At 69.1% G+C, this 22,984-nt stretch carries 25 protein-coding genes; 7 read left to right on the top strand and 18 right to left on the bottom strand.

The window, feature by feature from the left end; translation table 11 throughout:
- The 9 genes from nuoG to AC3A5Z_RS06350 form a co-directional block, all read right to left on the bottom strand.
- Complete coding sequence (gene nuoG / locus AC3A5Z_RS06390; RefSeq protein ID WP_487518507.1) at positions 1-2,019, bottom strand: NADH-quinone oxidoreductase subunit NuoG; 2,019 nt, start codon at positions 2,017-2,019, stop codon at positions 1-3.
- 72 nt (positions 2,020-2,091) lie between these two features.
- Positions 2,092-2,454: a hypothetical protein gene (locus AC3A5Z_RS06385; RefSeq protein WP_487518506.1), complete on the bottom strand. Its 363-nt coding sequence runs from the start codon at positions 2,452-2,454 to the stop codon at positions 2,092-2,094.
- Positions 2,455-2,459: 5 nt separating this feature from the next.
- A complete protein-coding gene (gene nuoF / locus AC3A5Z_RS06380) occupies positions 2,460-3,755 on the bottom strand; it encodes an NADH-quinone oxidoreductase subunit NuoF (protein WP_487518505.1) in 1,296 nt (431 codons plus the stop codon).
- A gap of 10 nt (positions 3,756-3,765) precedes the next feature.
- On the bottom strand, positions 3,766-3,990 hold the full coding sequence (locus tag AC3A5Z_RS06375) for a DUF5337 domain-containing protein (protein ID WP_487518504.1): 225 nt from the start codon (positions 3,988-3,990) through the stop codon (positions 3,766-3,768).
- Complete coding sequence (gene nuoE, locus AC3A5Z_RS06370; RefSeq protein WP_487518503.1) at positions 3,990-4,895, bottom strand: NADH-quinone oxidoreductase subunit NuoE; 906 nt, start codon at positions 4,893-4,895, stop codon at positions 3,990-3,992. The genes AC3A5Z_RS06375 and nuoE overlap by 1 nt, the downstream gene beginning before the upstream one ends.
- Positions 4,895-6,103 (bottom strand): NADH-quinone oxidoreductase subunit D, encoded by a 1,209-nt coding sequence (locus tag AC3A5Z_RS06365; protein WP_487518502.1) that lies wholly within the window; start codon positions 6,101-6,103, stop codon positions 4,895-4,897. Before AC3A5Z_RS06365 ends, nuoE begins: the two co-directional genes overlap by 1 nt.
- A gap of 75 nt (positions 6,104-6,178) precedes the next feature.
- Positions 6,179-6,781, bottom strand: coding sequence for an NADH-quinone oxidoreductase subunit C (locus AC3A5Z_RS06360; protein ID WP_487518501.1), 603 nt, complete (start codon positions 6,779-6,781; stop codon positions 6,179-6,181).
- Positions 6,782-6,792: 11 nt separating this feature from the next.
- Positions 6,793-7,317: a NuoB/complex I 20 kDa subunit family protein gene (locus AC3A5Z_RS06355; protein ID WP_487518651.1), complete on the bottom strand. Its 525-nt coding sequence runs from the start codon at positions 7,315-7,317 to the stop codon at positions 6,793-6,795.
- A complete protein-coding gene (locus tag AC3A5Z_RS06350; protein WP_487518500.1) occupies positions 7,317-7,682 on the bottom strand; it encodes an NADH-quinone oxidoreductase subunit A in 366 nt (121 codons plus the stop codon). Before AC3A5Z_RS06350 ends, AC3A5Z_RS06355 begins: the two co-directional genes overlap by 1 nt.
- Here AC3A5Z_RS06350 and AC3A5Z_RS06345 point away from each other — a divergent pair.
- Complete coding sequence (locus tag AC3A5Z_RS06345; protein ID WP_169310986.1) at positions 7,681-7,845, top strand: hypothetical protein; 165 nt, start codon at positions 7,681-7,683, stop codon at positions 7,843-7,845. The genes AC3A5Z_RS06350 and AC3A5Z_RS06345 overlap by 2 nt on opposite strands.
- A gap of 62 nt (positions 7,846-7,907) precedes the next feature.
- Here AC3A5Z_RS06345 and AC3A5Z_RS06340 read toward each other — a convergent pair whose 3' ends face one another.
- The 4 genes from AC3A5Z_RS06340 to AC3A5Z_RS06325 all read right to left on the bottom strand — a co-directional run bounded on the left by AC3A5Z_RS06340 (position 7,908) and on the right by AC3A5Z_RS06325 (position 13,215).
- The gene (locus tag AC3A5Z_RS06340) at positions 7,908-8,690 is read right to left on the bottom strand and encodes a crotonase/enoyl-CoA hydratase family protein (RefSeq protein WP_487518499.1); all 783 of its coding nucleotides are present in this window, start codon (positions 8,688-8,690) and stop codon (positions 7,908-7,910) included.
- Between the two features lie 32 nt (positions 8,691-8,722).
- Positions 8,723-9,577, bottom strand: coding sequence for a hydroxymethylglutaryl-CoA lyase (locus tag AC3A5Z_RS06335; protein ID WP_487518498.1), 855 nt, complete (start codon positions 9,575-9,577; stop codon positions 8,723-8,725).
- Positions 9,570-11,513 (bottom strand): acetyl/propionyl/methylcrotonyl-CoA carboxylase subunit alpha, encoded by a 1,944-nt coding sequence (locus AC3A5Z_RS06330; RefSeq protein ID WP_487518497.1) that lies wholly within the window; start codon positions 11,511-11,513, stop codon positions 9,570-9,572. Before AC3A5Z_RS06330 ends, AC3A5Z_RS06335 begins: the two co-directional genes overlap by 8 nt.
- Positions 11,514-11,610: 97 nt before the next feature.
- Positions 11,611-13,215, bottom strand: a complete 1,605-nt coding sequence (locus tag AC3A5Z_RS06325) for a carboxyl transferase domain-containing protein (protein WP_487518496.1) — start codon at positions 13,213-13,215, stop codon at positions 11,611-11,613.
- Between the two features lie 191 nt (positions 13,216-13,406).
- On the opposite strand from AC3A5Z_RS06325, the gene AC3A5Z_RS06320 reads away from it, so the two are divergent.
- On the top strand, positions 13,407-14,027 hold the full coding sequence (locus AC3A5Z_RS06320; RefSeq protein WP_487518495.1) for an OmpW/AlkL family protein: 621 nt from the start codon (positions 13,407-13,409) through the stop codon (positions 14,025-14,027).
- A 59-nt stretch (positions 14,028-14,086) separates the two neighbouring features.
- On the opposite strand, the gene AC3A5Z_RS06315 is transcribed toward AC3A5Z_RS06320, so the two are convergent.
- Positions 14,087-14,479 (bottom strand): DUF1622 domain-containing protein, encoded by a 393-nt coding sequence (locus tag AC3A5Z_RS06315; RefSeq protein WP_487518494.1) that lies wholly within the window; start codon positions 14,477-14,479, stop codon positions 14,087-14,089.
- Positions 14,479-15,636 carry an acyl-CoA dehydrogenase family protein gene (locus tag AC3A5Z_RS06310; protein WP_487518493.1) on the bottom strand — a complete coding sequence of 386 codons (1,158 nt, stop codon included), beginning with the start codon at positions 15,634-15,636 and terminating at the stop codon, positions 14,479-14,481. Before AC3A5Z_RS06310 ends, AC3A5Z_RS06315 begins: the two co-directional genes overlap by 1 nt.
- Positions 15,637-15,809: 173 nt before the next feature.
- On the opposite strand from AC3A5Z_RS06310, the gene AC3A5Z_RS06305 reads away from it, so the two are divergent.
- The gene (locus tag AC3A5Z_RS06305; RefSeq protein WP_487518650.1) at positions 15,810-16,238 is read left to right on the top strand and encodes a CreA family protein; all 429 of its coding nucleotides are present in this window, start codon (positions 15,810-15,812) and stop codon (positions 16,236-16,238) included.
- Here AC3A5Z_RS06305 and AC3A5Z_RS06300 read toward each other — a convergent pair.
- Positions 16,213-16,650, bottom strand: a complete 438-nt coding sequence (locus AC3A5Z_RS06300) for a bleomycin resistance protein (protein WP_487518492.1) — start codon at positions 16,648-16,650, stop codon at positions 16,213-16,215. The genes AC3A5Z_RS06305 and AC3A5Z_RS06300 overlap by 26 nt on opposite strands.
- Complete coding sequence (locus AC3A5Z_RS06295) at positions 16,650-17,315, bottom strand: HAD family hydrolase (protein ID WP_487518491.1); 666 nt, start codon at positions 17,313-17,315, stop codon at positions 16,650-16,652. Before AC3A5Z_RS06295 ends, AC3A5Z_RS06300 begins: the two co-directional genes overlap by 1 nt.
- 101 nt (positions 17,316-17,416) lie before the next feature.
- On the opposite strand from AC3A5Z_RS06295, the gene glmU reads away from it, so the two are divergent.
- Genes glmU through AC3A5Z_RS06280 form a run of 3 tightly spaced genes read left to right on the top strand, consistent with a single transcriptional unit; the run spans position 17,417 to position 21,327 of the window.
- Positions 17,417-18,775 (top strand): bifunctional UDP-N-acetylglucosamine diphosphorylase/glucosamine-1-phosphate N-acetyltransferase GlmU, encoded by a 1,359-nt coding sequence (gene glmU / locus AC3A5Z_RS06290; protein WP_487518490.1) that lies wholly within the window; start codon positions 17,417-17,419, stop codon positions 18,773-18,775.
- 1 nt (position 18,776) lies between these two features.
- Entirely contained in the window at positions 18,777-20,582 is a 1,806-nt protein-coding gene (gene glmS / locus AC3A5Z_RS06285) for a glutamine--fructose-6-phosphate transaminase (isomerizing) (RefSeq protein ID WP_487518489.1), read from the top strand.
- A gap of 28 nt (positions 20,583-20,610) precedes the next feature.
- The gene (locus AC3A5Z_RS06280) at positions 20,611-21,327 is read left to right on the top strand and encodes a DNA alkylation repair protein (RefSeq protein ID WP_487518488.1); all 717 of its coding nucleotides are present in this window, start codon (positions 20,611-20,613) and stop codon (positions 21,325-21,327) included.
- 106 nt (positions 21,328-21,433) lie between these two features.
- Here AC3A5Z_RS06280 and AC3A5Z_RS06275 read toward each other — a convergent pair whose 3' ends face one another.
- On the bottom strand, positions 21,434-21,889 hold the full coding sequence (locus AC3A5Z_RS06275) for a hypothetical protein (RefSeq protein WP_487518487.1): 456 nt from the start codon (positions 21,887-21,889) through the stop codon (positions 21,434-21,436).
- An 87-nt stretch (positions 21,890-21,976) separates the two neighbouring features.
- Here AC3A5Z_RS06275 and moaA point away from each other — a divergent pair, with 87 nt between their 5' ends.
- On the top strand, positions 21,977-22,981 hold the full coding sequence (moaA, locus tag AC3A5Z_RS06270; RefSeq protein WP_487518486.1) for a GTP 3',8-cyclase MoaA: 1,005 nt from the start codon (positions 21,977-21,979) through the stop codon (positions 22,979-22,981).
- Positions 22,982-22,984 lie beyond the last annotated feature (3 nt).

The raw sequence follows: 22,984 nt of genomic DNA, 5'->3' as shown, positions 1-22,984 counted from the left end.
TCACTCGGCGGCGAGCGAGGCTTTCGCCCGCTCTGCCGCATTGGCCGAAAGCTCGCCCATCAACGCGGAGGCGCGGGCAATCGGGTTGGTCAGATAGTAGTCGCGGATCGCGGGCCGGAAATCAGCCTGCCCCGGGTCGCGCAACTCCAGCGCCGGGCCCTCGTTCGCCGGCACCTCGTCGATCCGACCCAGATGCGGCACGGCCTTGACCAGTGTCTGACGGAGCGCGGCGAGGCTGTCGAAGGGCAGCGTGGCGCCAAGCTCGGCCGAGAGCGCGCGCAGGATCGCCCAGTTCTCCTTCGCCTCGCCCGGGGGGGTGCCGGCGCGGAACGCCAGTTGCGGGCGGCCCTCGGTGTTGACGAAGAGGCCGTTTTCCTCGGTATAGGCGGCGCCCGGCAGGATCAGGTCGGCACGATGCGCGCCCCGGTCGCCGTGGCTGCCCTGATAGATCACGAAGGCACCCGCCGCGATCTCCACCTCGTCGGCGCCGAGGTTGTAGACCACCTCGGCCCCGTCGAGCGCGGCACTGAGCCCGCCCTCGGTCACGGCGCCGATGTCGAGCGCGCCGACGCGCGAGGCGGCGGAATGCAGCACCAGAAGCTTGGCGCCATAGGCCGAGGCGAAGGTCATCGCCTGCGCCAGAACCGCCTCGCCGTCAGCTTCGGTCAGGGCGCCCTGCCCCACGATCACCACGCCCGGACCTTTGACATCCGGGTTCACCGGCTCGGAGGCGAGACGCACCAGCGTCGCGCGGTCGGTGCCGTAATGGGTGTAGTCATAGGTCAGATCCGCCGCGGCACCGATCAGGCCGACGGTCGCGCCGTTCAGCCAGGCCTTGCGGATGCGGGCATTGAGCACTGCCGCCTCGAGACGCGGGTTGGTGCCGATCAGCAGGATGTGGCCTGCGGTGTCGATGTCCTCGATGGTGGCGCTGCCGACATAGGCCGCGCGGTTGCCCGCCGGAAGCCGCGCACCGTCGGTGCGGGATTCGACGCGGCCACCCATGCCCTCGATCAACTGCTTCAGCGCGAAGGCCGCTTCCACCGGGGCGAGATCGCCGACCAGACCGGCGACCTTGCGGCCCTGCATGGCACGGGCGGCGACTGCCAGAGCCTCGCCCCAGCCGGCTTTGCGCAGGCGACCGTTCTCGCGGATATAGGGCGTGTCGAGCCGCTGGCGGCGCAGGCCATCCCAGACGAAGCGGGTCTTGTCGCTGATCCACTCCTCGTTCACGCCGTCATGGTTGCGCGGCAGGATGCGCATCACTTCGCGGCCCTTGGTGTCGACGCGGATGTTGGAGCCGAGCGCGTCCATCACGTCGATGGTCTCGGTCTTGGTCAGCTCCCACGGGCGGGCGGTGAAGGCATAGGGTTTGGAGGTCAGCGCGCCGACCGGGCAGAGGTCGATGATGTTGCCCTGCAGGTTCGAGTCCAGCGTCTCGTTGAGGTAGCTGGTGATCTCGCTGTCCTCGCCGCGGCCGGTCTGGCCCATCTGGGTGATGCCCGCCACCTCGGTGGTGAAGCGGACGCAGCGGGTGCAGGAGATGCAGCGCGTCATCTGGGTGGCGACCAGCGGGCCGAGGTTCAGGTTGTCGGTGGCGCGCTTCGGCTCGCGGTAGCGGCTGAAATCGACGCCGTAGGCCATCGCCTGATCCTGCAGGTCGCATTCGCCGCCCTGATCGCAGATCGGGCAGTCGAGCGGGTGGTTGATGAGCAGGAACTCCATCACCCCCTCGCGGGCCTTCTTCACCATGGGCGAGTTGGTCTTGACCACCGGCGGCTCGCCGTTCGGGCCGGGGCGCAGGTCGCGCACCTGCATGGCGCAGGAGGCGGTGGGTTTCGGCGGGCCGCCCACGACCTCGACCAGACACATGCGGCAGTTGCCGGCGATGGTCAGCCGCTCGTGGTAGCAGAAGCGCGGGATCTCGATCCCGGCCTGCTCGCAGGCCTGGATCAGCGTCATCGCGGCATCCACCTCGACCTCGACGCCGTCGATGATGATTTTCTTGAGGGTGCTCATCAGCTTACTCCGCCGAGATGATCGCAGCCGGGAGCGTGCCCGGCGGCAGGTTGTTCTGACAGGCTGCGCCGCTCATGCGCAGGCCCCCGCGAAGGTCCACACGCCCGCGCCGGTGACGCGGCCGATGGCCGAGGGGTTGAAACGGTGACCGCCCGAGAGGCAGGCGGCCTCGGCGGCCTTCTTGGCAGGCGCGCCGTCGCTGTAGTGCAGCGGCTGGCCCTCGCGGGTGACAGCCACGGAGAGGCCCGAGGTGCGGCGGGCGCCGCCCGGGGTCAGCATCTCGCCGGGGATGCCCGGACGCAGGTCGGCGCGATAGGCCACGCCCTCGACCGTGACCGGCAGCTGCGCGGCAGCAACGGGCCCGCCCGCCTGCGGTGCGCCGCAGGCCGCGAGAGCCCCCGCCCCGACCAGACCGAAGAGGACCGCTGCCCGCACCCTGCTTACTCCGCCGCCATGGCGCCCATGCGCCCGGTCCGCTTGGCCTTGATGCGGTCCTCGATCTCCTCGCGGAAATGCCGGACGAGACCCTGGATCGGCCAGGCCGCCGCATCGCCCAAGGCGCAGATGGTGTGGCCTTCGACCTGCTTCGTGACGCTCAGCAGCATGTCGATCTCCTCGACCTCCGCCTCGCCCTTCACCAGCCGGTCCATGACGCGCATCATCCAGCCGGTGCCTTCGCGGCAGGGGGTGCACTGGCCGCAGCTTTCGTGCTTGTAGAACTTCGACAGCCGCCAGATCGCCTTGATGACATCGGTCGACTGGTCCATCACGATGACGGCCGCGGTGCCCAGACCCGACTTCTGCTCGCGCAGCCAGTCGAAATCCATGATCGCATCCTCGCATTGCGCCGCGTTCAGCATCGGCACGGAGGAGCCGCCGGGGATCACCGCCTTGATGTTCTTCCAGCCGCCGCGCACGCCGCCGCAATGGCGGTCGAGCAGCTCGCGCAGCGAGATCGACATGGCCTCTTCGACCACGCAGGGGTTGTTCACATGGCCCGAGATGCCGAAGAGCTTGGTGCCGGCGTTGTTCGGGCGGCCGAAGCCTGCGAACCATTCCGGTCCGCGGCGCAGGATGGTCGGGACGACGGCGATGGATTCGACGTTGTTCACCGTGGTCGGGCAGCCGTAGAGCCCCGCCCCCGCCGGGAACGGCGGCTTCATCCGCGGCATGCCCTTCTTGCCTTCGAGGCTTTCCAGGAGCGCGGTTTCCTCGCCGCAGATATAGGCGCCGGCGCCGTGGTGCAGGTAGAGATCGTAGTCGTAGCCCGAGCCGCAGGCGTTCTTGCCGAGATAGCCGGCGTCATAGGCCTCGTCGATGGCGCGCTGCAGCGCCTCGCGCTCGCGGATGTATTCGCCGCGGATGTAGATGTAGCCCGCCACCGCGTTCATCGCGAAACCAGCGATCAGGCAGCCTTCGACCAGCGTATGCGGGTCGTGGCGCATGATCTCGCGGTCCTTGCAGGTGCCCGGCTCGGACTCGTCGGCGTTCACCACCAGATAGGAGGGACGGCCATCCGACTGCTTGGGCATGAAGGACCACTTCAGACCGGTCGGGAAACCCGCGCCGCCGCGACCGCGCAGGCCCGAGGCCTTCACCATGTCGATCAGCTTGTCACGCCCGAGCGCCAGAAGGTTCGCCGTGCCGTCCCAATGCCCGCGCGCCAGAGCGCCCTTCAGGCTGCGGTCATGCATCCCGTAGAGGTTCGTGAAGATCCGGTCCTGATCTTTCAGCATCGCGTCGTCCTCATTTGCCCTGGCGTCTGCGCCAGATCCGCCAGGTTACCACCAGCGCCCATATGAACCCGGCCAGCGCGGCCAGATCGAAGAGGAAAACATAGCGGGCTTCCCAGCCCAGCACGCTTCCCAGCCATTGCGCCCCCATCCACAGGACCATCGTCGCTACCAGCACGATGGCCACGAGCCGCGCCTGGTCTGCCAGATGCCGCTCGGGGTCGGGGGAGCCTTTCATCAGTCGTCCTTCGGCGCGTCGTCGGCGGTCGGAGCGCCGGGCTCCGCCGTGGCCGTGCCGCCGGTCGCCACACCCTCGGACTCCGGACGGCCCTTCTTCACGGCCTCGGCCTCCTGCACGGAGATGCCGGTCTTGTCGATCGTCTCGCCCGCGCCGGGGGTCGGCTCCTGCGCCGCGCCGACCGCCTCATGCACCGCTGGCTTGCGCCAGGGGGTGAGGATCGGCACTTCGGTGCCGTCGATCCGCTTCACCGTGTCGCCGATGTCGGTCGCCAGCTGCACCGAGGCGTTGTAGCGGTGACGGCCCTCGGCGTGGGACTCGAGGCTGGTCAGCCCCGACAGCGGCTCGGAGGCGTAGCGGCCGTTCTGCGGGCCGGGCACCGGAACCTCGCCCGCCGAGAAGCGGTCGATCAGGTTCGAGAGCACCTCGGCGGTGAGATCCTCGTAATAGTCCTTGCCGATCTGGGCCATCGGCGCGTTGGCGCAGGCCCCGAGGCATTCGACCTCTTCCCAGGAAAACTTGCCATCCGCCGAGAGCTGATGCGCCTTCGGCGCGATCTTTTCCTTGCAGATGCGGATCAGATCCTCGGCGCCGCAGATCATGCAGGAGGTGGTGCCGCAGATCTGGACATGCGCCACCGTGCCGACCGGCTGGAGCTGGAACATGAAGTAGAAGGTCGCCACTTCCAGCGCGCGGATATAGGCCATGCCGAGCATGTCGGCGACGGTCTCGATCGCCTTGCGGGTCAGCCAACCCTCCTGCTCCTGGGCGCGCCACAAGAGCGGGATGATGGCCGAGGCCTGACGGCCCTCGGGGTATTTCGAGATCTGACCCTCGGCCCATTCGAGGTTCGCCGGGGTGAAGGCGAAACTGGCGGGCTGGTCTTGATGCAGACGGCGAAGCATTAGCGGTCGATCTCCCCGAACACGATGTCGAGCGTGCCGATGATGGCCGCGACGTCGGCAAGCTGGTGGCCCTTGGAAATGTAGTCCATGGCCTGAAGGTGCAGGAAGCCCGGTGCGCGGATCTTGGCGCGGTAGGGCTTGTTGGTGCCATCGGCAACCAGATAGACGCCGAATTCGCCCTTGGGCGCCTCGACCGCGGCATAGACCTCGCCCGCCGGAACGTGGAAGCCTTCGGTGTAGAGCTTGAAGTGATGGATCAGCGCTTCCATCGAGGTCTTCATCTCGCCACGCGGCGGCGGCGTGATCTTGCCCCGCGCCAGCACGTCACCGGGCTCTACCCGCAGCTTGGCGATGACCTGCTTCATGATCTTGAGCGACTCGCGCATCTCGGCCATGCGGCAGAGGTAGCGGTCGTAGCAGTCGCCGTTCTTGCCGACCGGAATCTGGAAATCGAGCTCCGAATAGCACTCGTAGGGCTGCGAGCGCCGCAGATCCCAGGGCAGGCCCGAGCCGCGCACCATGACGCCGGAGAAGCCCCAGTCGAGGATGTCCTTCTCGGTGATCACGCCGATGTCGGCATTGCGCTGCTTGAAGATGCGGTTCTCGTTCAGCAGCCCCTCGATGTTGTCGAGGAGCGTCGGGAAGGTCTCGCACCAGGTGTCGATGTCGTCGATCAGCTTGGGCGTGAGATCCTGATGCACCCCGCCCGGGCGGAAATAGGCCGCGTGCAGGCGGGCGCCCGAGGCGCGTTCGTAGAACACCATCAGCTCTTCGCGGGCCGTGAAGCCCCAGAGCGGCGGGGTCAGCGCGCCGACGTCCATCGCCTGCGTGGTGACGTTCATCAGGTGGTTCAGGATGCGGCCGATTTCGGAGAAGAGCACCCGGATCAGGCTGGCGCGGCGCGGCACGACGGTGCCGGTCAGCCGCTCGATCGCGAGGCACCAGGCATGTTCCTGGTTCATCGGCGCCACATAGTCCAGCCGGTCGAAATACGGCAGGTTCTGCAGGTAGGTCCGGCTTTCCATCAGCTTTTCGGTGCCGCGGTGCAGAAGCCCGATATGCGGATCGCAGCGTTCCACGATCTCGCCGTCCAGCTCCAGCACCAGACGCAGCACCCCGTGCGCCGCAGGGTGCTGCGGGCCGAAGTTGATGTTGAAGTTGCGGATCTTCTGCTCGCCCGTCTGGGCGGCGTCGAACTGGGTGTCCATCAGGCGAGACCCTCGCATTTGCCTGCGCGGAGCAGGTGGGCATCGGTGGGCTGTGGCAGCGGCAGGGTCATGCGGTCACGCCTTCGCCTTGTCGTCGCCGGGCAGGATGTAGCTGGCCCCTTCCCAGGGCGACATGAAGTCGAACTGCCGGTACTCCTGCACCAGGCTCACCGGCTCGTAGACCACGCGCTTCTCGACCTCGTCGTAGCGCACCTCGGTGTAGCCGGTGGTCGGGAAATCCTTGCGCAGCGGATGGCCGCGGAAACCGTAGTCGGTCAGGATGCGGCGCAGGTCGGGATGGCCGGTGAAGAGGATGCCGAACATGTCGAACACCTCGCGCTCGAACCAGTTGGCCGCGGGATGCACGCCGGACAGCGAGGGCATCATCTCGTCCTCGCGCAGATTGACCCGCAGGCGGATGCGCTGGTTCTGGTACATCGACAGGAAGTGATAGACCACCACGAAGCGCGCCGGGCGTTCGGGATGGTCGATCGCGGTGATGTCGACGAGGCTGGAGAAGCGGCAGGTGCCGTCGGACTTGAGGAATTCCACCAGCGAGACCAGATGGGCCGCGGGCACCTCGAGCGACAGCTCGTCGAAGGCGATGCGCGAGGAGAGCACCGCCTGCGGCTGGCGCAGTTCGATATGGGCGGCGAGTTCCTTCAGGGCGTCGGACATGCGCGCCTCCTTCAGCGGGTGATGGTGCCGGTGCGGCGGATCTTCCGCTGCAACTGCAGGATGCCGTAGAGCAGCGCCTCGGCCGTGGGCGGGCAGCCCGGGACGTAGATGTCGACCGGCACGATCCGGTCGCAGCCGCGCACCACGGAATAGCTGTAGTGATAGTAGCCCCCGCCATTGGCGCAGGAGCCCATCGAGATCACGTAGCGCGGCTCGGGCATCTGGTCATAGACCTTGCGCAGCGCCGGGGCCATCTTGTTGGTCAGCGTGCCCGCGACGATCATCACGTCGGACTGGCGCGGCGAGGCGCGCGGCGCCACGCCGAAGCGTTCCACGTCGTAGCGCGGCATCGAGGTATGCATCATCTCGACCGCGCAGCAGGCCAGACCGAAGGTCATCCAGTGCAGCGAGCCGGTGCGCGCCCAGTTGATCAGATCCTCGGTCGTGGTCAGCAGGAAGCCCTTGTCCTGCAGCTCACGGTTGAGGCTCGCGGTCGCGTGGTCGCGATCGACCCCCGCCGTGTTGGCGCCCGCCATCATTGCCATTCCAGCGCACCCTTCTTCCATTCATAGGCAAAGCCCACCGTCAGCACCCCGAGGAAGGCCATCATCGCCCAGAAGCCGGTCATCGAGATCTCGCCGAAGGCCACCGCCCAGGGGAAGAGGAAGGCCACTTCCAGATCGAAGATGATGAACAGGATCGAGACGAGATAGAAGCGCACCTCGAACTTCATCCGGGCGTCGTCGAAGGCGTTGAAGCCGCATTCGTAGGCCGAGACCTTTTCCGGGTCCGGGTTGCGCACCGCGAGGATGATCGCGGAGAGCATCAGGACGAGGCCGAGCCCGCCTGCCAGTCCCGTCAGGATGAGGATGGGAAGAAACTCTCGGAGAAGATCGTCCATGAGCGGCTCCTTCGGCTGGCGGCTGGCCACCGGACAGGGGGGCGCAGGCGATCACGTGCTGCGCACCGTTTACTCCTCGCCCCCGCCGGGGTCAACCGAAGGTCGCGACAAAACACCGCTGCGCCACGCGCTGTTATCGCATTGGTATGCAATGGTGAACTGAAATTTCGCAGTTGCAGCAATGCGCCGCAGGCAGAGCGGAATTGCAAACCGGGCGAGTCGGGCTCAGCCGCTCCAGCCGGGTCGGCGGCGCGCGAAGAAGGCCGCGACTCCCTCGGCGGCCTCGGCGCTTTCCCAGCGCCGGACAAGGGCGGCGCCGGTGGTCTCGACGGTCTCGGCCCCGGGGGCGAGGGCGAGCCGGCGCAGGAGCGCCTTGGTCTCGGCCACCGCCCCGGGGGCGGCGGCAAGGAAGGGGGTGATCTCGGCCTCGACCGCCGCCGCAAGCTCGTCGGGCGGCAGCACGCGGGAGAGGAAGCCGAGCCGCATCGCCTCTTCCGCCTCAAAGAGCCGCCCCGAAAGCGCGATGCGCCGCGCCATCGCCTCGCCGATCCGGGCGAGAACATAGGGTGCGATGGTGGCGGGGATCAGCCCCAGCCGCACCTCGGTCAGCCCGAAGCGCGCCGAACTGGCCCCCAGCGCCAGATCGCAGACCGAGATCAGCCCGAGCCCGCCGCCGAAGGCCTGCCCCTGCACCCGGGCGATCAGCGGCTTCGGGAGTTCGTTCAGGGCGCGCAGCATCAGCGCGAGCTTCTGCGCCTCGGCAGCGCGGGTCGGGGCGTCGGCCTGCATTTGCGCCCGCATCCAGCCGAGATCGCCACCGGCGCAGAAGCTCTCGCCCTCGGCCTCGAGCAGGACGACGCGCACCGCAGGATCGGCACCAAGTGTCTCCGTCGCCTCGGTCAGCTCGGCGATCATCTGCGCCGAGAGGGCGTTGTGTTTCTCGGGCCGCGCCAGCGTCAGGCTCGCCACCCCGCGCGGATCCGTCGTCAGCCTGATCGTCTCGAACATCGCATCCCTCCCGCGCCTCTGAAGTCTCGCTGTCACCCGGTCCGCAGCCGCTGCGCCAGAGCCGCCGCCTCGGCCAGCCGCGCCGCATCGAGCCCGGTGGCATAGCCGCCCCGCGCGACATGCGCCGCCACCGCCTCGGTCGCCACATTGCCCGCCGCCCCCGGCGCATAGGGGCAGCCGCCGAGGCCGCCGACCGCCGCATCCACCACCCGCACGCCGTGCTCCAGCGCGGCGTCGATCACCTCCAGCGCGCGGCCCGCGGTGTCGTGGCAATGCACGGCGAGGCGGGTCACCGGCAGTTCGCCAGTCACCGCCGCCAGCATCCGCGCAAAGCTCTCGGGCGTGGCGCGACCCAAGGTATCGCCCAGCGCGATCTCGTGGCAACCTAGGTCGCGGAGCGCGGCGGCGACCCGGGCGACGGCGGCGGGATCGGTCGGGCCGTCGAAGGGGCAGTCGACCACCATGGAAATATAGCCCCGGAGCGGCATCGCATCCTCCCGCGCGGCCTCGGCGAGGGGGGCGAGCCGGGCGAGGCTTTCGGCCACGGAAGCGTTGAGATTGGCGCGGGAGAAGCCTTCGGAAGCCGAGACGAAGACCGCCACCTCATCCGCCCCGGCGGCGCGCGCGGCGTGGTAGCCGCGCAGGTTCGGCGCCAGCACCGACCAGCGCGTGCCGGGGCGGCGGGCGATCCCGGCCATGACCTCGGCGGCATCGGCGAGTTGCGGCACCCATGTCGGGCTGACGAAGCTCGTCACCTCGATCCGGCGGAAGCCGACCTGCGACAGGAGATCGACCAGCGCGATCTTCTCGGCGGCGGGCACGGGACGCTTTTCGTTCTGCAGCCCGTCGCGCGGGCCGACCTCGACGATCTCGACGAACTCAGCCATCGGCCTCCTCCAGCCGGATCAGCGCCGCCCCGGCCTCCACCTGATCGCCCGCCGCCACCAGCACCTCGGCCACCACGCCGTCGCGGGCGGCGGTCAGCACATGCTCCATCTTCATCGCCTCGAGCACCGCCAGCCGGTCGCCCGCCGCCACCGCCTGCCCTGCCACCACCGCGACCGCGCGCACCAGCCCCGGCATCGGCGAGAGCGTCAGCCCGCCCTGCCCCGCCGCAGCAGTGTCGCGGGCCAGAGGATCGGGCAGCGTGAAGCGGAAGGTCCCGAGCCGCCGGGCGAAGACGTCGATATGCGCGCCGTGGCGCAGCACCTTCGGCGCGGGATGGCCCTCCACCGCCCAGCCTTCGGGGGTGAGGTGGGCAGAGAGTTCGGTTCCGCCGAGCTCGACCAGCGCCCGCCCCGGCGCGGTGAGGCGGAGATGGGCGGTATGCAACTCGGCCCCCAACAGCAGCGTCACCCGGTGGCGCAACGGCTGCCAGAGGGTGAAGCCCTGCAACGCCGGGACCTTGTGGCCCAGCGCGGCGGTCAGCAGGGCGGCGGCGAGGATCCCGGGCGGGAGCGCGGGGCTCGCGGCCAGCCTGTCGATGTCGCGGGCGATCAGGCCGGTGTCGACCTCGCCGCGCGCAAAGCCCTCGTGCCGCGCGAGGGCGGCGAGGAAGCCGAGGTTGGTGACGGTTCCCGCCACCTCGGTCTCGTCCAGCGCGACGGCGAGGCGGTTCAGCGCCACGGCGCGGGTCGGGCCATGGGTGACGATCTTGGCGATCATCGGGTCGTACCACGGGCTGATCGTGTCGCCCGCCGCCACCCCGGTATCGGCCCGCGCGCCCTCCGGGAAGCGCAGGTGGTCGAGCCTTCCGGTGGCCGGCAGGAAGCCCGCGGGCACGTCCTCGGCATAGAGCCGGGCCTCGACGGCATGGCCGGTGATGGAGAGCTGGTCCTGCCGCAGCGGCAGCGGCTCGCCCGAGGCGACGCGCAGCTGCCACTCCACCAGATCGACGCCGGTGATCGCCTCGGTCACCGGATGCTCGACCTGCAGGCGGGTGTTCATCTCCATGAACCAGAAGCGGTCGGGGCGCAGGCCCTCGGAGCCGTCGACGATGAACTCCACCGTTCCCGCGCCGCTGTAGCCGATGGCGCGGGCGGCGCGCACCGCCGCCTCGCCCATCGCCGCGCGCATCTCGGGCGTCATGCCGGGGGCCGGGGCCTCCTCAATCACCTTCTGATGGCGGCGCTGCAGCGAGCAGTCGCGCTCGAAGAGATGCACGGCCTCGGCGCCATCGCCGAAGATCTGCATCTCGATATGGCGCGGGCAGTCGATCCATTTCTCGATCAGCACGGCGGCATTGCCGAAAGCGCCCAGCGCCTCGGCCCGGGCGGAGGCGAGGGCCGCCGCGAACTCGCCCGGGCGCTCCACCCGCCGCATCCCCTTGCCGCCGCCGCCCGCCACCGCCTTGATCAGCACCGGATAGCCGATGGCCGCCGCGGCCTCGGCCAGACGGTCGTCCTCTTGGTCGGCACCGTGATAGCCCGGGACCACCGGCACCCCGGCTTCGGCCATCAGCGCCTTGGCGGCATCCTTCAGCCCCATGGCCCGGATCGCGGCGGCGGAGGGGCCGACGAAGATGAGCCCCGCCGCGGTGACCCGGTCGACGAATTCCGGGTTCTCGGAGAGGAAGCCGTAGCCCGGGTGGATCGCCTCGGCCCCGGCTTCGAGCGCCGCGGCGATGATCGCCTCGCCGCGCAGATAGGAGTCGGCGGGGGCCGGGCCGCCGATGCGGATCGCCCGGTCGGCAAGCGCCACATGGCGGGCCGTGGCATCGGCGTCGGAATGGACTGCCACGGTCGCCACGCCGAGGCGGCGGCAGGTGGCGATGATGCGGCAGGCGATCTCGCCGCGGTTGGCGATCAGGAGCGTGCGGAACATGCGGCCTCGCGGCTCTGGCTGGCCCCGGAGGGCTGTCTGCCCTCCGGACCTCCCGAGGATATTTTTGCCAAGATGAAGGGGATGCGGGTCACGGGCGTCACATCCGGAACAGGCCGAAGCGGGTCGGCTCGATGGGGGCGTTGAGGGCGGCCTTCAGCGACAGGGCGAGGGTGGCGCGGCTCTTGCGCGGATCGAGGATGCCGTCGTCCCAGAGCCGGGCGGTGGCGTGGAGCGGGTGGCTCTGGCGGTCGAACATCTCGATCGTGGGGCGCTTGAAGGCCGCCTCCTCCTCGGGCGACCAAGTGCCGCCCGTCCGCTCGATCCCGTCGCGGCGCACCGTGGCGAGCACGCCTGCCGCCTGCTCGCCGCCCATCACCGAGATCCGGGCATTGGGCCAGGACCAGAGGAAGCGCGGCGAGAAGGCGCGTCCGGCCATGCCGTAGTTGCCCGCGCCGAAGCTGCCGCCGATCAGCATGGTGATCTTGGGGACGGAGGTGGTGGCCACCGCCGTCACCATCTTGGCGCCGTGGCGGGCGATGCCTTCGGTCTCGTAGCGGCGACCGACCATGAAGCCGGTGATGTTCTGCAGGAACACGAGCGGGATGCTGCGCTGCGAGCAGAGCTCGATGAAATGCGCGGCCTTGATCGCGGCCTCGGAGAAGAGCACGCCATTGTTGGCGACGAGGCCGACCGGGCAGCCCATGACATGGGCGAAGCCGGCGACGAGGGTCTCGCCGTAGCGGGCCTTGAACTCGTCGAAGCGCGAGCCATCGACGAGCCGGGCGATCACCTCGCGCACGTCATAGGGGGTGCGCAGGTCGGCGGGGACGGCGCCGAGGATCTCCTCGGGGTCATAGGCCGGGTCTTCGGGGGCCTGCCACTGCACGGTCGCGGGGGTCGCGCGGTTCAGGTGGCGCAGGGCGCGGCGCGCGAGGGCGAGGGCATGGGCGTCATCCTCGGCGAGATAGTCGGCGACGCCGGAGAGCCGCGTGTGCACATCGCCGCCGCCCAAGTCCTCGGCGCTGACCACCTCGCCCGTGGCGGCCTTCACCAAGGGCGGGCCGGCGAGGAAGATGGTGCCCTGCTCCTTGACGATGATGGTCACGTCCGACATCGCCGGCACATAGGCGCCGCCCGCGGTGCAGGAGCCCATGACCACGGCGATCTGCGGGATGCCCTTGGCCGACATCTGCGCCTGATTGTAGAAGATCCGGCCGAAATGGTCGCGGTCGGGGAAGACCTCGTCCTGATTGGGCAGGTTGGCCCCGCCGGAATCCACCAGATAGACGCAGGGCAGCGCGCAGGCCTCGGCGATCTCCTGCGCGCGCAGGTGCTTCTTCACCGTCATCGGGTAGTAGGTGCCGCCCTTCACCGTGGCATCGTTGCAGAGCACCATGACATCGCGGCCCTCCACCTGCCCCACCCCGGCGATCAGCCCGGCGGCGGGGGCCGCGCCGTCGTAGAGGCCATGCGCGGCCAGCGCGCCGATCTCGAGGAAGGGCGAGCCCGGGTCGAGCAGCGCCGCCACCCGCTCGCGCGGCGGCAGCTTGCCGCGGGCGGCGTGGCGGGCCTGCGCCTGCGCGCCACCCCCGGCGGCGGCGAGGGCGGCGGCCTCGGCGATGCCGTCGAGCAGCGCGAGATGCGCGGCGCGGTTGGCCCGAAACGACTCGGAGCCGGGGAGGAGGCGGGAAACGAGCTTCATGCGGCGCGCTCCGGAAGACGGGATGCCGCCGCATGCCATGGCATGCCCTGCGACATCTTCGCCCGGAGGCGGGGATTTGGGGTCATCGCGGGCCTCCCCGGCCGGTAGCCGACATTCGGTTGATGCAGGTCAAGGAATCCGCGGCGGGGCGCCGCGATGGTCCGCCTCGTTCGCAACCTGAAAGCAAGACCATGACCCTGAACCGTTCGGCCCTCGCGGCCACCGCCCTCGCCCTTCTCGCCGCTCCCGCCTTCGCCCAGTCGCAGGGCGACATGACGCTGGGGATCGGCTTCCATCAGGTCGCACCGAAATCCGACAACGGCAGCCTCGGCGGCGGCACGCTGGATGTGTCCGTGGGCGACGGCGCCCGCCCGACCTTCACCTTCGAATATTTCATCCGCGACAACATCGGCATCGAGGTGCTGGCCGCCACCCCCTTCAGCCATGCCATCGAGATCGACGGGCTGGGCCGGGTCGGCACCACCAAGCATCTGCCGCCGGTGGTCTCGATCCAGTATCACTTTACCAATGGCAGCGCCTTCACGCCCTTCCTCGGCGCGGGCCTGAACTACACCGCCTTCTTCAGCGAGGACACCGAAGGCGCGCTGGCCGGCGGCGATCTGAAGCTGGACGACAGCTGGGGCGTCGCGCTGCATGCGGGCGTTGACTACAAGCTCGACGAGCACGGCTCGATCCGCACCGATGTGCGCTGGGCCGACATCGACACCGACGTGAGCCTCGACGGCGCCGATCTGGGCACGGTGGAGATCGACCCGGTCATCTTCGGCTTCGCCTACGTCTACAAGTTCTGAGCCTGCCGCTGCCGGTCCGGGCGATCCGGGCCGGCAGCCCCCAGGGTGCGGGAGCCGCGTCATTCCTCGGCATCCTTCTTCAGCGACAGAAGCTCGCGGTCGAGGAAATAGGAAATGGCCGAGCGGATCAGCACCAGAAAGCCGAGATAGAGAAGATCGCCCAGCTCCTGCGACAGGGCGGTGTGGATCAGGTCGGCGACGATGAAGAGCTCGAGCGCGGCGAGGATGTAGCGCCCCAGCTCCACCCGCTCGGCATTGGTGCGCGAGACCCGCAGCGACCTCTGCCGCGTCAGCTCCGCCCGCACGCCGCCAAAGACGAAGCGGCCCGTTCCGACCAGCAGGATCAGGATCGCGGCGAGCAGGATGCCCGCCGCCAGCCATTCCAGCGGCCCGACCAGCCAGGCCAGATGCTCGTGCAGGATGTTGGGCCGGCCGAGGCTGACGAGATCCATCAGCGCCCCGCCATCAGTTCGCGGCCGATCAGCATGCGGCGGATTTCCGAGGTGCCGGCGCCGATCTCCATCAGCTTGGCGTCGCGGAACAGCCGGGCCACCGGCGCATCGGCGAGATACCCTGCCCCGCCGAAGGCCTGCACCGCCTGATGCGCCTGCACCATCGCCTGTTCCGAGGCATAGAGCACGCAGGCCGCGGCATCGGCGCGGGTGACCGTGCCCTTGTCGCAGGCCCGCGCCACCTCGTAGGTGTAGGCCCGCGCCGTGTTCAGCGCCACGAACATGTCGGCGAGCTTGGCCTGCATCAGCTGGAACGACCCGATCGGCTGGCCGAACTGCTCGCGCCCCTGCAGATAGGGCAACACCTCGTCGAGACAGGCGGCAAGGATGCCGGTGCCGATGCCCGAGAGCACCACGCGCTCGTAGTCGAGCCCCGACATCAGCACGCGGGTGCCCCGCCCCTCCTCGCCCAGCACGTTCTCGAAGGGCACCTCGCAGCCGTCGAAGATCAGCTCGCCGGTGTTGGAGCCGCGCATGCCGAGCTTGTCGAAATGCGGGCCGGTGGAAAAGCCCGCCATGCCCTTCTCGATCAGGAAGGCGGTGATGCCCTTGGAGCCCGCCTCGGGGTCGGTCTTGGCATAGACCACCAGCACATCGGCATCCGGCCCGTTGGTGATCCAGTATTTCGTGCCCGACAGCCGGTAATGCCCGTTGCGCTTCTCGGCGCGCAGTTTCATCGACACCACGTCCGATCCCGCCCCCGCCTCCGACATGGCCAGCGCGCCGACATGCTCGCCGGAAACGAGGCGCGGCAGGTAGCGGGCCTTCTGCGCCTCGGAGCCGTTCAGCACGATCTGGTTCACGCAGAGGTTGGAATGCGCGCCATAGGACAGCGCGACCGAGGCCGAGACGCGGGCGATCTCCTCCACCGCGACGGTATGGGCGAGATAGCCCATGTCGGCCCCGCCGAAAGCCTCGGGCACGGTGATGCCCAGAAGCCCGAGCTCGCCCATCTCGCGCCAGAGGTCCGCCGGAAAGACGTTGGCCCTGTCGATCGCCGCCGCCTGCGGCCTGACGCGGGCCTCGGCCCAGGACCACACGGTGTCGCGCAGCGCGCCGATATCCTCGCCCAGATCGAAGGTCGTTGCTGCGAACATGGTCCGGCCTTTTATTGAACAGTTGTTCAATAAGCTGCACGATGCACCGAGTCGGGTCAAGTGCGTCGCGGCGGGCACTGGGAAGACCGGCGGAAATGCTCCATGCTCCGCGCGAAACCAACGGAGGTATGGGCATGCGGTGGGTGTTGAGGGCGGCGGTTCTGGCGGCGGCGATGGCGGGCTCGGCAGTTGGGGGCCCGGCGGTGGCCGAGGTGGTGGGCAAGGTCGGCGTCGACTGGGTCGGCAACGACATCCTGATCGACGCGATCCCCGACCCGGGGGTCGAGGGCGTCACCTGCCACATCGCCTATTTCGACCGCTCGCTGATCGACCGTTTCCGGCAGGGCAACTGGTTCGAGGACCCCTCGAACGCCTCCATCGCCTGCCGCCAGACCGGGCCGATCACGCTGGGCGACATCGACCGCAGCAGCGACGGCGAGGAGATCTTTTCCGAGGGCCGCTCGCTGGTGCTGAAATCGCTGGTGGTGACGCGGGTCTTCGACGAGCCGAACCAGACGCTGATCTATCTGGTCCATGCCCGCGAACTGACCGAGGGCTCGGCCAAGATGTCGATCTCTACGGTGCCGCTCTATCGCCCGTGACCGGCCGCGCGCCGAGATCCTCGGCGAAGCGCAGCAGGTAGCCGTCGGGGTCGGCGACGATGAACTGGCGGTTGCCGACCTCCTCGGCGCCGCGCCGATACCAGCGCTCCTCGAGCGGCAGGAGGAGGGCGATCCCCGCGCCCTCCAAAGCCTGCAGCAGCGGCGCCACCGCGCTGACCGCGATCTGCAGGTTCAGCCCCCTGCCGAAGGGCTGCACCTCGGGGCCATGCCCGCCGTCGAACGTGCGCCCCAGCCCGATCTGGTCGAGCATCAGCTCCGCGCCTTCCCGCTCCAGATAGGCAAAACCCTCCTCGGGCCGCGCATAGCGCACCGAGAAGCCCAGCAGATCGCGGTAGAAGCGCAGGCTCGCGGCGCAGTCGCTCACCGCGAGCTCGGGCACCAGCGCCGGCATCAGGGCAGCAGCCGCGCGGCCAGCGCCGGCAGATGGTCGAAATGATCGAGCAGCGCCTCGGGCGAGAGCCGCTCCACCCCGCGCCCCTCCGGCCCGAAGGTCACCAGCGCCACCGGCACCCCGGCCGAGATCCCAGTCTTGCGGTCGGTCTCGGTATCGCCGATCAGCATCGAGCGCGCCACCGTGCCCCCCGCCTGCTCCACCGCCGCCACATAGGGCGCGGCATCGGGCTTGCGGGTCGGCAGCGTGTCGGCGCCGATCATCGCGTCGAAGAGGTGGCGGATCTCCAACAGCCCCAACAGCGTCTCGGCCAGAGCCTCGGGCTTGTTGGTGCAGATCGCCGTGGCAAAGCCCGCGTCGCGCAGCGCCTGAACCGCCTCGCGCGCACCGGGATAGAGCTGGGTATGCACGTCGATCGCGCAGCGGTAGTTCTCCAGCAGGAGCGGATACTGGATGTCCACCTCCGCCTCCGACCAGCCCTGCCCCAGCCGCTCGAACCCGAGCCGCAGCATCGCCCGCCCGCCGTGAAAGGCGGTCAGCGCATCTTCCAGCGGGTCGAGCAGGTCGCCATGGCCGAGCGCCCGGAAACAGGCATTGGCCGAGGCGATCAGGTCGGCGCTGGTATCGGCAAGCGTGCCGTCGAGGTCGAAAACAACGGTGCGCATGGGCTCTCCTGAAACAGGCCGTAAGACAGAGTGATGGCCGCCACCCTTGCGGTGCGGCGGAACCGAGGTAAAACGGGCCGACCGCAAAGGAAAGAGGCTCCATGGCATCCCCCTCCGTTTCTCTGATCGTGCTCGCCGCCGGGCAAGGCACGCGGATGAACTCCGACCTGCCGAAAGTGCTGCATCCTCTCGGTGCCGCGCCCCTGCTGCATCATGCCATGCGCGCGGGCCAGGCGCTGGACCCCGCCCGCATCGTCGTGGTGGCGGGCCATGGCGCCGAGGCCGTGACCAGGGCCGCCCGCGCCTTCGACGAGACGGTGGATGTGGTGGTGCAGGCCGAACAGCTGGGCACCGCCCATGCCGTGGCCCAGGCCGCGCCGCTGCTGGCCGGCGTGCCGGGCGAGGCCGTGGTGCTCTATGGCGACACCCCCTTCGTGCGCACCGAGACGCTGGAGGCGATGCTTGCCGCCCGCTCGCGGCATGCGGTGGTGGTGCTGGGCTTCCACGCCCGCGATCCCGGGCGCTACGGGCGGCTGGTGACCTCGGGCGACACGCTGGAGAAGATCGTCGAATTCAAGGATGCGACGGATGAGGTTCTGGCGATAAGCCTCTGCAATTCCGGCGTGATCTGCGCCGAGGCGAAGCTTCTCTTCGATCTGGTCGCCGCCGTGGACAACAAGAATGCCAGCGGCGAATACTACCTGACCGACATCGTCGAGCTGGCCCGCGCTCAAGGCCATTCGGCAGGCGTGGTGATCTGCGACGAATCCGAGACGCTGGGCATCAACACCCGCGCGCAACTCGCGGAAGCCGAAGCGGAATTCCAGAAACGCGCCCGCGCCGAAGCGCTGGAGGACGGTGTGACCCTGACCGCGCCCGAGACGGTGTTCTTCGCGCTCGACACCCATATCGGCCGCGACGCGGTGATCGCGCCGAACGTGGTCTTCGGGCCCGGCGTCACCGTCGAATCCGGCGCCGAGATCAAGGCCTTCTGCCATCTGGAGGGTTGCCATGTCAGCCGCGGCGCCACCGTCGGCCCCTTTGCCCGGCTGCGCCCCGGCGCCGAACTGGCCGAGGATGTGCATGTCGGCAACTTCGTCGAGATCAAGAACTCCGTGCTCGACGAGGGCGTGAAGGTCGGCCACCTCACCTATCTCGGCGACGCCCATGTCGGCGAGGCGACCAACATCGGCGCGGGCACCATCACCTGCAACTACGACGGCGTGTCGAAGCACCGCACCGAGATCGGCGCCCGGGTCTTCATCGGCTCCGACACCATGCTTGTGGCCCCGGTGAAGATCGGCGCCGGGGCGATGACCGGCTCCGGTTCGGTCATCACCGAGGATGTGCCGGCCGAGGCGCTGGCGCTGGGACGGGCGCGGCAGGTGAACAAGCCGGGCTTTGCCACGAAACTGATGGACGTCTACCGCGCGGCCAAGGCCGCCAGAAAGGGCAAGTGACATGTGCGGCATCGTAGGCGTTCTCGGCGATCACGAGGTGGCCCCGCTTCTGGTCGAGGCTCTGAAGCGGCTGGAATACCGCGGCTATGACAGCGCCGGCATCGCCACAGTGAACCACGGCACGCTCGACCGCCGCCGCGCGGTGGGCAAGCTGGTGAACCTGTCGGATCTGCTGGTGCACGAGCCCTTGGCCGGCAAGGCCGGCATCGGCCACACCCGCTGGGCCACGCATGGCGCGGCCACGGTGGTCAACGCCCATCCGCACAAGGCCGGCCCCGTCGCCGTGGTGCATAACGGCATCATCGAGAACTTCCGCGAGTTGCGCGCCGAGCTGTCCGAGGCGGGCTTCGCCGCCGAGAGCCAGACCGACACCGAGACCGTCGCCCTCCTCACCCAGCTGCACATGTCCAGGGGCATGAACGCGGTCGAGGCCGCCACCGCCACCATCGCCCGGCTGCACGGCGCCTTCGCGCTCTGTTTCCTCTTCGACGGCGAGGACGACCTGATGATCGCCGCCCGCAAGGGCTCGCCGCTGGCCATCGGCCACGGCAAGGGCGAGATGTTCGTCGGCTCCGACGCCATCGCGCTTGCCCCCATGACCGACGAGATCACCTATCTCGAAGAAGGCGACCGCGCCGTCATCACCCGCGCCGGGGCCGAGATCTTCGACGCCGAGGGCCGCCGGGTGAACCGCGCCATGACCCGCATCCAGCTGTCGGCCACGCGGATCGAGAAGGCCGGCTACAAGCATTTCATGGCCAAGGAGATCGCCGAGCAGCCGGTGGTCTTGGCCGATGCGCTGCGCCATTACGTGCAGGATCAGCACCTCAACCTGCCGGTCGATTTCACCGGCGTCGACCGGCTGACCATGGTCGCCTGCGGCACCGCCTCCTATGCCTGCCATGTGGCGAAATACTGGTTCGAGCAGCTCGCGGGCCTGCCGGTCGAGGTCGATATCGCCTCGGAATTCCGCTACCGCGAACCGCCGCTGTCCCCGACTTCCTGGGCGCTCTTCGTCAGCCAGTCGGGCGAGACCGCCGACACGCTGGCCGCCCTGCGCTATGCCAAGGAGAAGGTGGCCAAGATCGTCTCGGTGGTCAACGTCCCCACCTCCTCCATCGCCCGCGAATCCGATCTGGCCCTGCCGATCCTCGCCGGGGTCGAGGTGGGCGTGGCCTCCACCAAAGCCTTCACCTGCCAGCTGACAGTGCTCGCCCTTCTCGCGCTGAAGGCGTCGGTGGATCGCGGCCGGCTCGACGCCGAAGGTCTGGCGAAACACCTCGCCGATCTCGCGAGCCTGCCCGGCCTGATGAACCACGCACTCAGCGGCGGCGACTACCCCGAGATCGCCGAGGAACTGGCCGAGGCGCAGGACATCCTCTTCCTCGGCCGCGGCGCCATGTTCCCGCTGGCCCTCGAAGGTGCACTGAAGCTAAAGGAAATCAGCTACATCCACGCCGAAGGTTACGCATCGGGCGAACTGAAGCACGGCCCAATCGCGCTGATCGACGCCCGCGTGCCGGTGATCGTCATGGCGCCGCGCGACGTGCTCTTCGACAAGACCGTGTCGAACATGCAGGAGGTCATGGCCCGCCACGGCCGCGTCCTCCTCATCTCCGACGCGCAGGGTGTGGCCGAGGCCGGCGCCGGCTGCTGGCGCACGCTGACCATGCCGCAGGTGCCCGATGTGCTGGCCCCGATCCTCTACGCCCTGCCGGCGCAGCTTCTGGCCTATCACACCGCCATCGCCAAGGGCACCGACGTCGACCAGCCGCGCAACCTTGCGAAATCGGTGACCGTGGAGTAACCCGCCCGCAACAGCCGGGAGGCCCGCCATGCTCGATGCCCACCTCGACCAGATCCGCGCCCATGCCGTCTCCGGCAAGGCCCTTGAGATGCGTGCCTATCACAAGGCAGACCGGGTCTATCTCGGCACGTCGAACCCCGAGATCGATCTCCTGGTGAAGCACTGGCGCACCGAGCTCTCGCTCGAGGAGCGCCTGTCGCTGGCCGCCGATCTCTGGGCCAGCGACATCCACGAAGGCCGGATCGCGGCGGCAAAACTGCTGACCCAGGCCCGCATCCGCCCCTCCGACGAGGAGGCCTGGGCGCTGATCTGTTCCTGGGTGCCGGAGTTCGACGCCTGGGCCATTGCCGACCATGTCTGCATCGCCGCGCAGAAGCGCATCATCGCCGACCCCTCGCGGCTCGACGATGTCGAAGCCTGGACGACCTCCGAGCTGATGTGGGCCCGCCGCGCCGCCCTGGTCGCGACCCTGCCCTTCGCCAAGCTCAACAACCCCAAGCCCGCCGAGATCGAGGCGCGCGAACGGGTGCTGGGCTGGGCCGCCTCCTATCTCGGCGACCGCGACTGGTTCATCCAGAAAGCCGTCGCCTGGTGGCTGCGCGACCTCTCGAAACACGACCCCGCCCGCACCCGCGCCTTCCTCAACGAGCACGGCCCCTACATGCGCAGCTTCGCGCGCAAAGAGGCCGCGCAATATCTGCCACCAGAGGACGACGCGCCCTCTCCCCCCATTTTCTGTCCTTAAATATCCTCGGGGTTGGGGGGTGATAAGCGCCCGGAAAATCGTCCTGTGGACGATTTTCAGCGGCTCGGGGGGAGGGGCAGACAGCCCCGCCCCCCGGCTTCCGCCCTCAGCCGCCGTAGACCGTCACCTGCGGCAGGTCGGTCAGCGACAGCCCCAGCGCACGGAAGGCGGACAGCGACAGCGAGGCCGCGCCGCTGCCCGGCAGCAGCGTCACATTGGCCGATTGCCCGCCCGCCGTCTCCACCCGCCCCGGCTGCTCGGCGCTGACCAGGGACGAGCGCAGCCAGAAGCCGGGCTCGGCGGGCGGGCCCAGTGCCACCACCACCTCGCCCAGCGCGGCAGCCCCTGCGGCGGGCGGCGCCAGGGCGGCGGCGCGCTCTTCGGGCGTCGTGGTGTCCATTGCCGCGGCGCTGCTGGCGGCGGCGGGGGGCACGGCGGCGGGCCGGGGGGGCGGCGCGGTGGTCGCGGGCGCGTCCTGCATGCCGGTGCGTTGCATCAGCTGGTCGCAACCGGCCAGGAGCGGCAGGGCGACGAGGGCGATCAGGAGGGGGTTCTGCTTCATCCCTAGGACGATAGTCGCCCCCGCCCCGTCGTCAACCCGCCGCGATCGCCCTTGTGGACAGCATGTCGCAGCCCTAGGTTGGACGACATGGATGCTCCGCTCATCGACCCCTTCGCCCGCGCTATTTCCTACCTGCGCGTCTCGGTCACCGACCGCTGCGATTTCCGCTGCCTCTACTGCATGTCGGAAAACATGACCTTCCTGCCGAAGGCGGAGCTCCTGACGCTGGAGGAGCTTGACCGGCTCTGCACCGCCTTTGTCGGCATGGGCGTGGAAAAGCTGCGCATCACCGGCGGCGAGCCGCTGGTCCGGCGCGGCATCATGACCTTCTTCCGCGCCATGTCGCGCCATCTGGAGAGCGGCGCACTCAAGGAGCTGACGCTGACCACCAACGGCTCGCAGCTGCGCAAATATGCGCAGGAGCTCGCCGATTGCGGCGTCAAGCGGATCAACGTCTCGCTCGACACGCTCGATGCCGCCAAGTTCGCCGAGGTCACCCGCTGGGGCCGGCTGGCGCAGGTGCTGGACGGCATCGCGGCGGCCAAGGAGGCGGGGCTCAAGGTCAAGATCAACGTGGTGGCGCTGAAGGGCTTCAACGAGGACGAGCTCTTCGACCTCGCCGCGTGGTGCGCCCGCGACGGCCACGACCTGACCTTCATCGAGGTCATGCCGATGGGCGACATGGGCGAGGAGCACCGGCTCGACCAGTATTGGTCGCTGAAGGACCTGCGCGCCCGTCTGGCCGAGCGCTTCACCCTGATCGATCTGGCCGACCGCACCGGCGGCCCCGCCCGCTATGTGCGTCTTGCCGAGACCGGGCAGCGGATCGGCTTCATCACGCCGCTGACGCATAATTTCTGCGAAAGCTGCAACCGCGTCCGGCTGACCTGCACCGGCGAGCTTTTCATGTGTCTCGGGCAGGAGGATGTGGCCGACCTGCGCGCGCCGCTGCGTGCCTCGACCGACGACGCGCTCTTGAAACAGTCGATCCGCAATGCCATCGCCCGCAAGCCCAAGGGCCATGACTTCGACTACTCGCGGCAGAACGTGGCCGGCCAGATGACCCGCCACATGAGCCACACCGGGGGCTGAGCC

The organism is Cereibacter sp. Soil_C_27 (genome assembly GCF_057657095.1).
The sequence above is the reverse complement of the archived record's forward strand: the minus strand, read 5'-3'. Positions and strand labels throughout refer to the sequence as shown.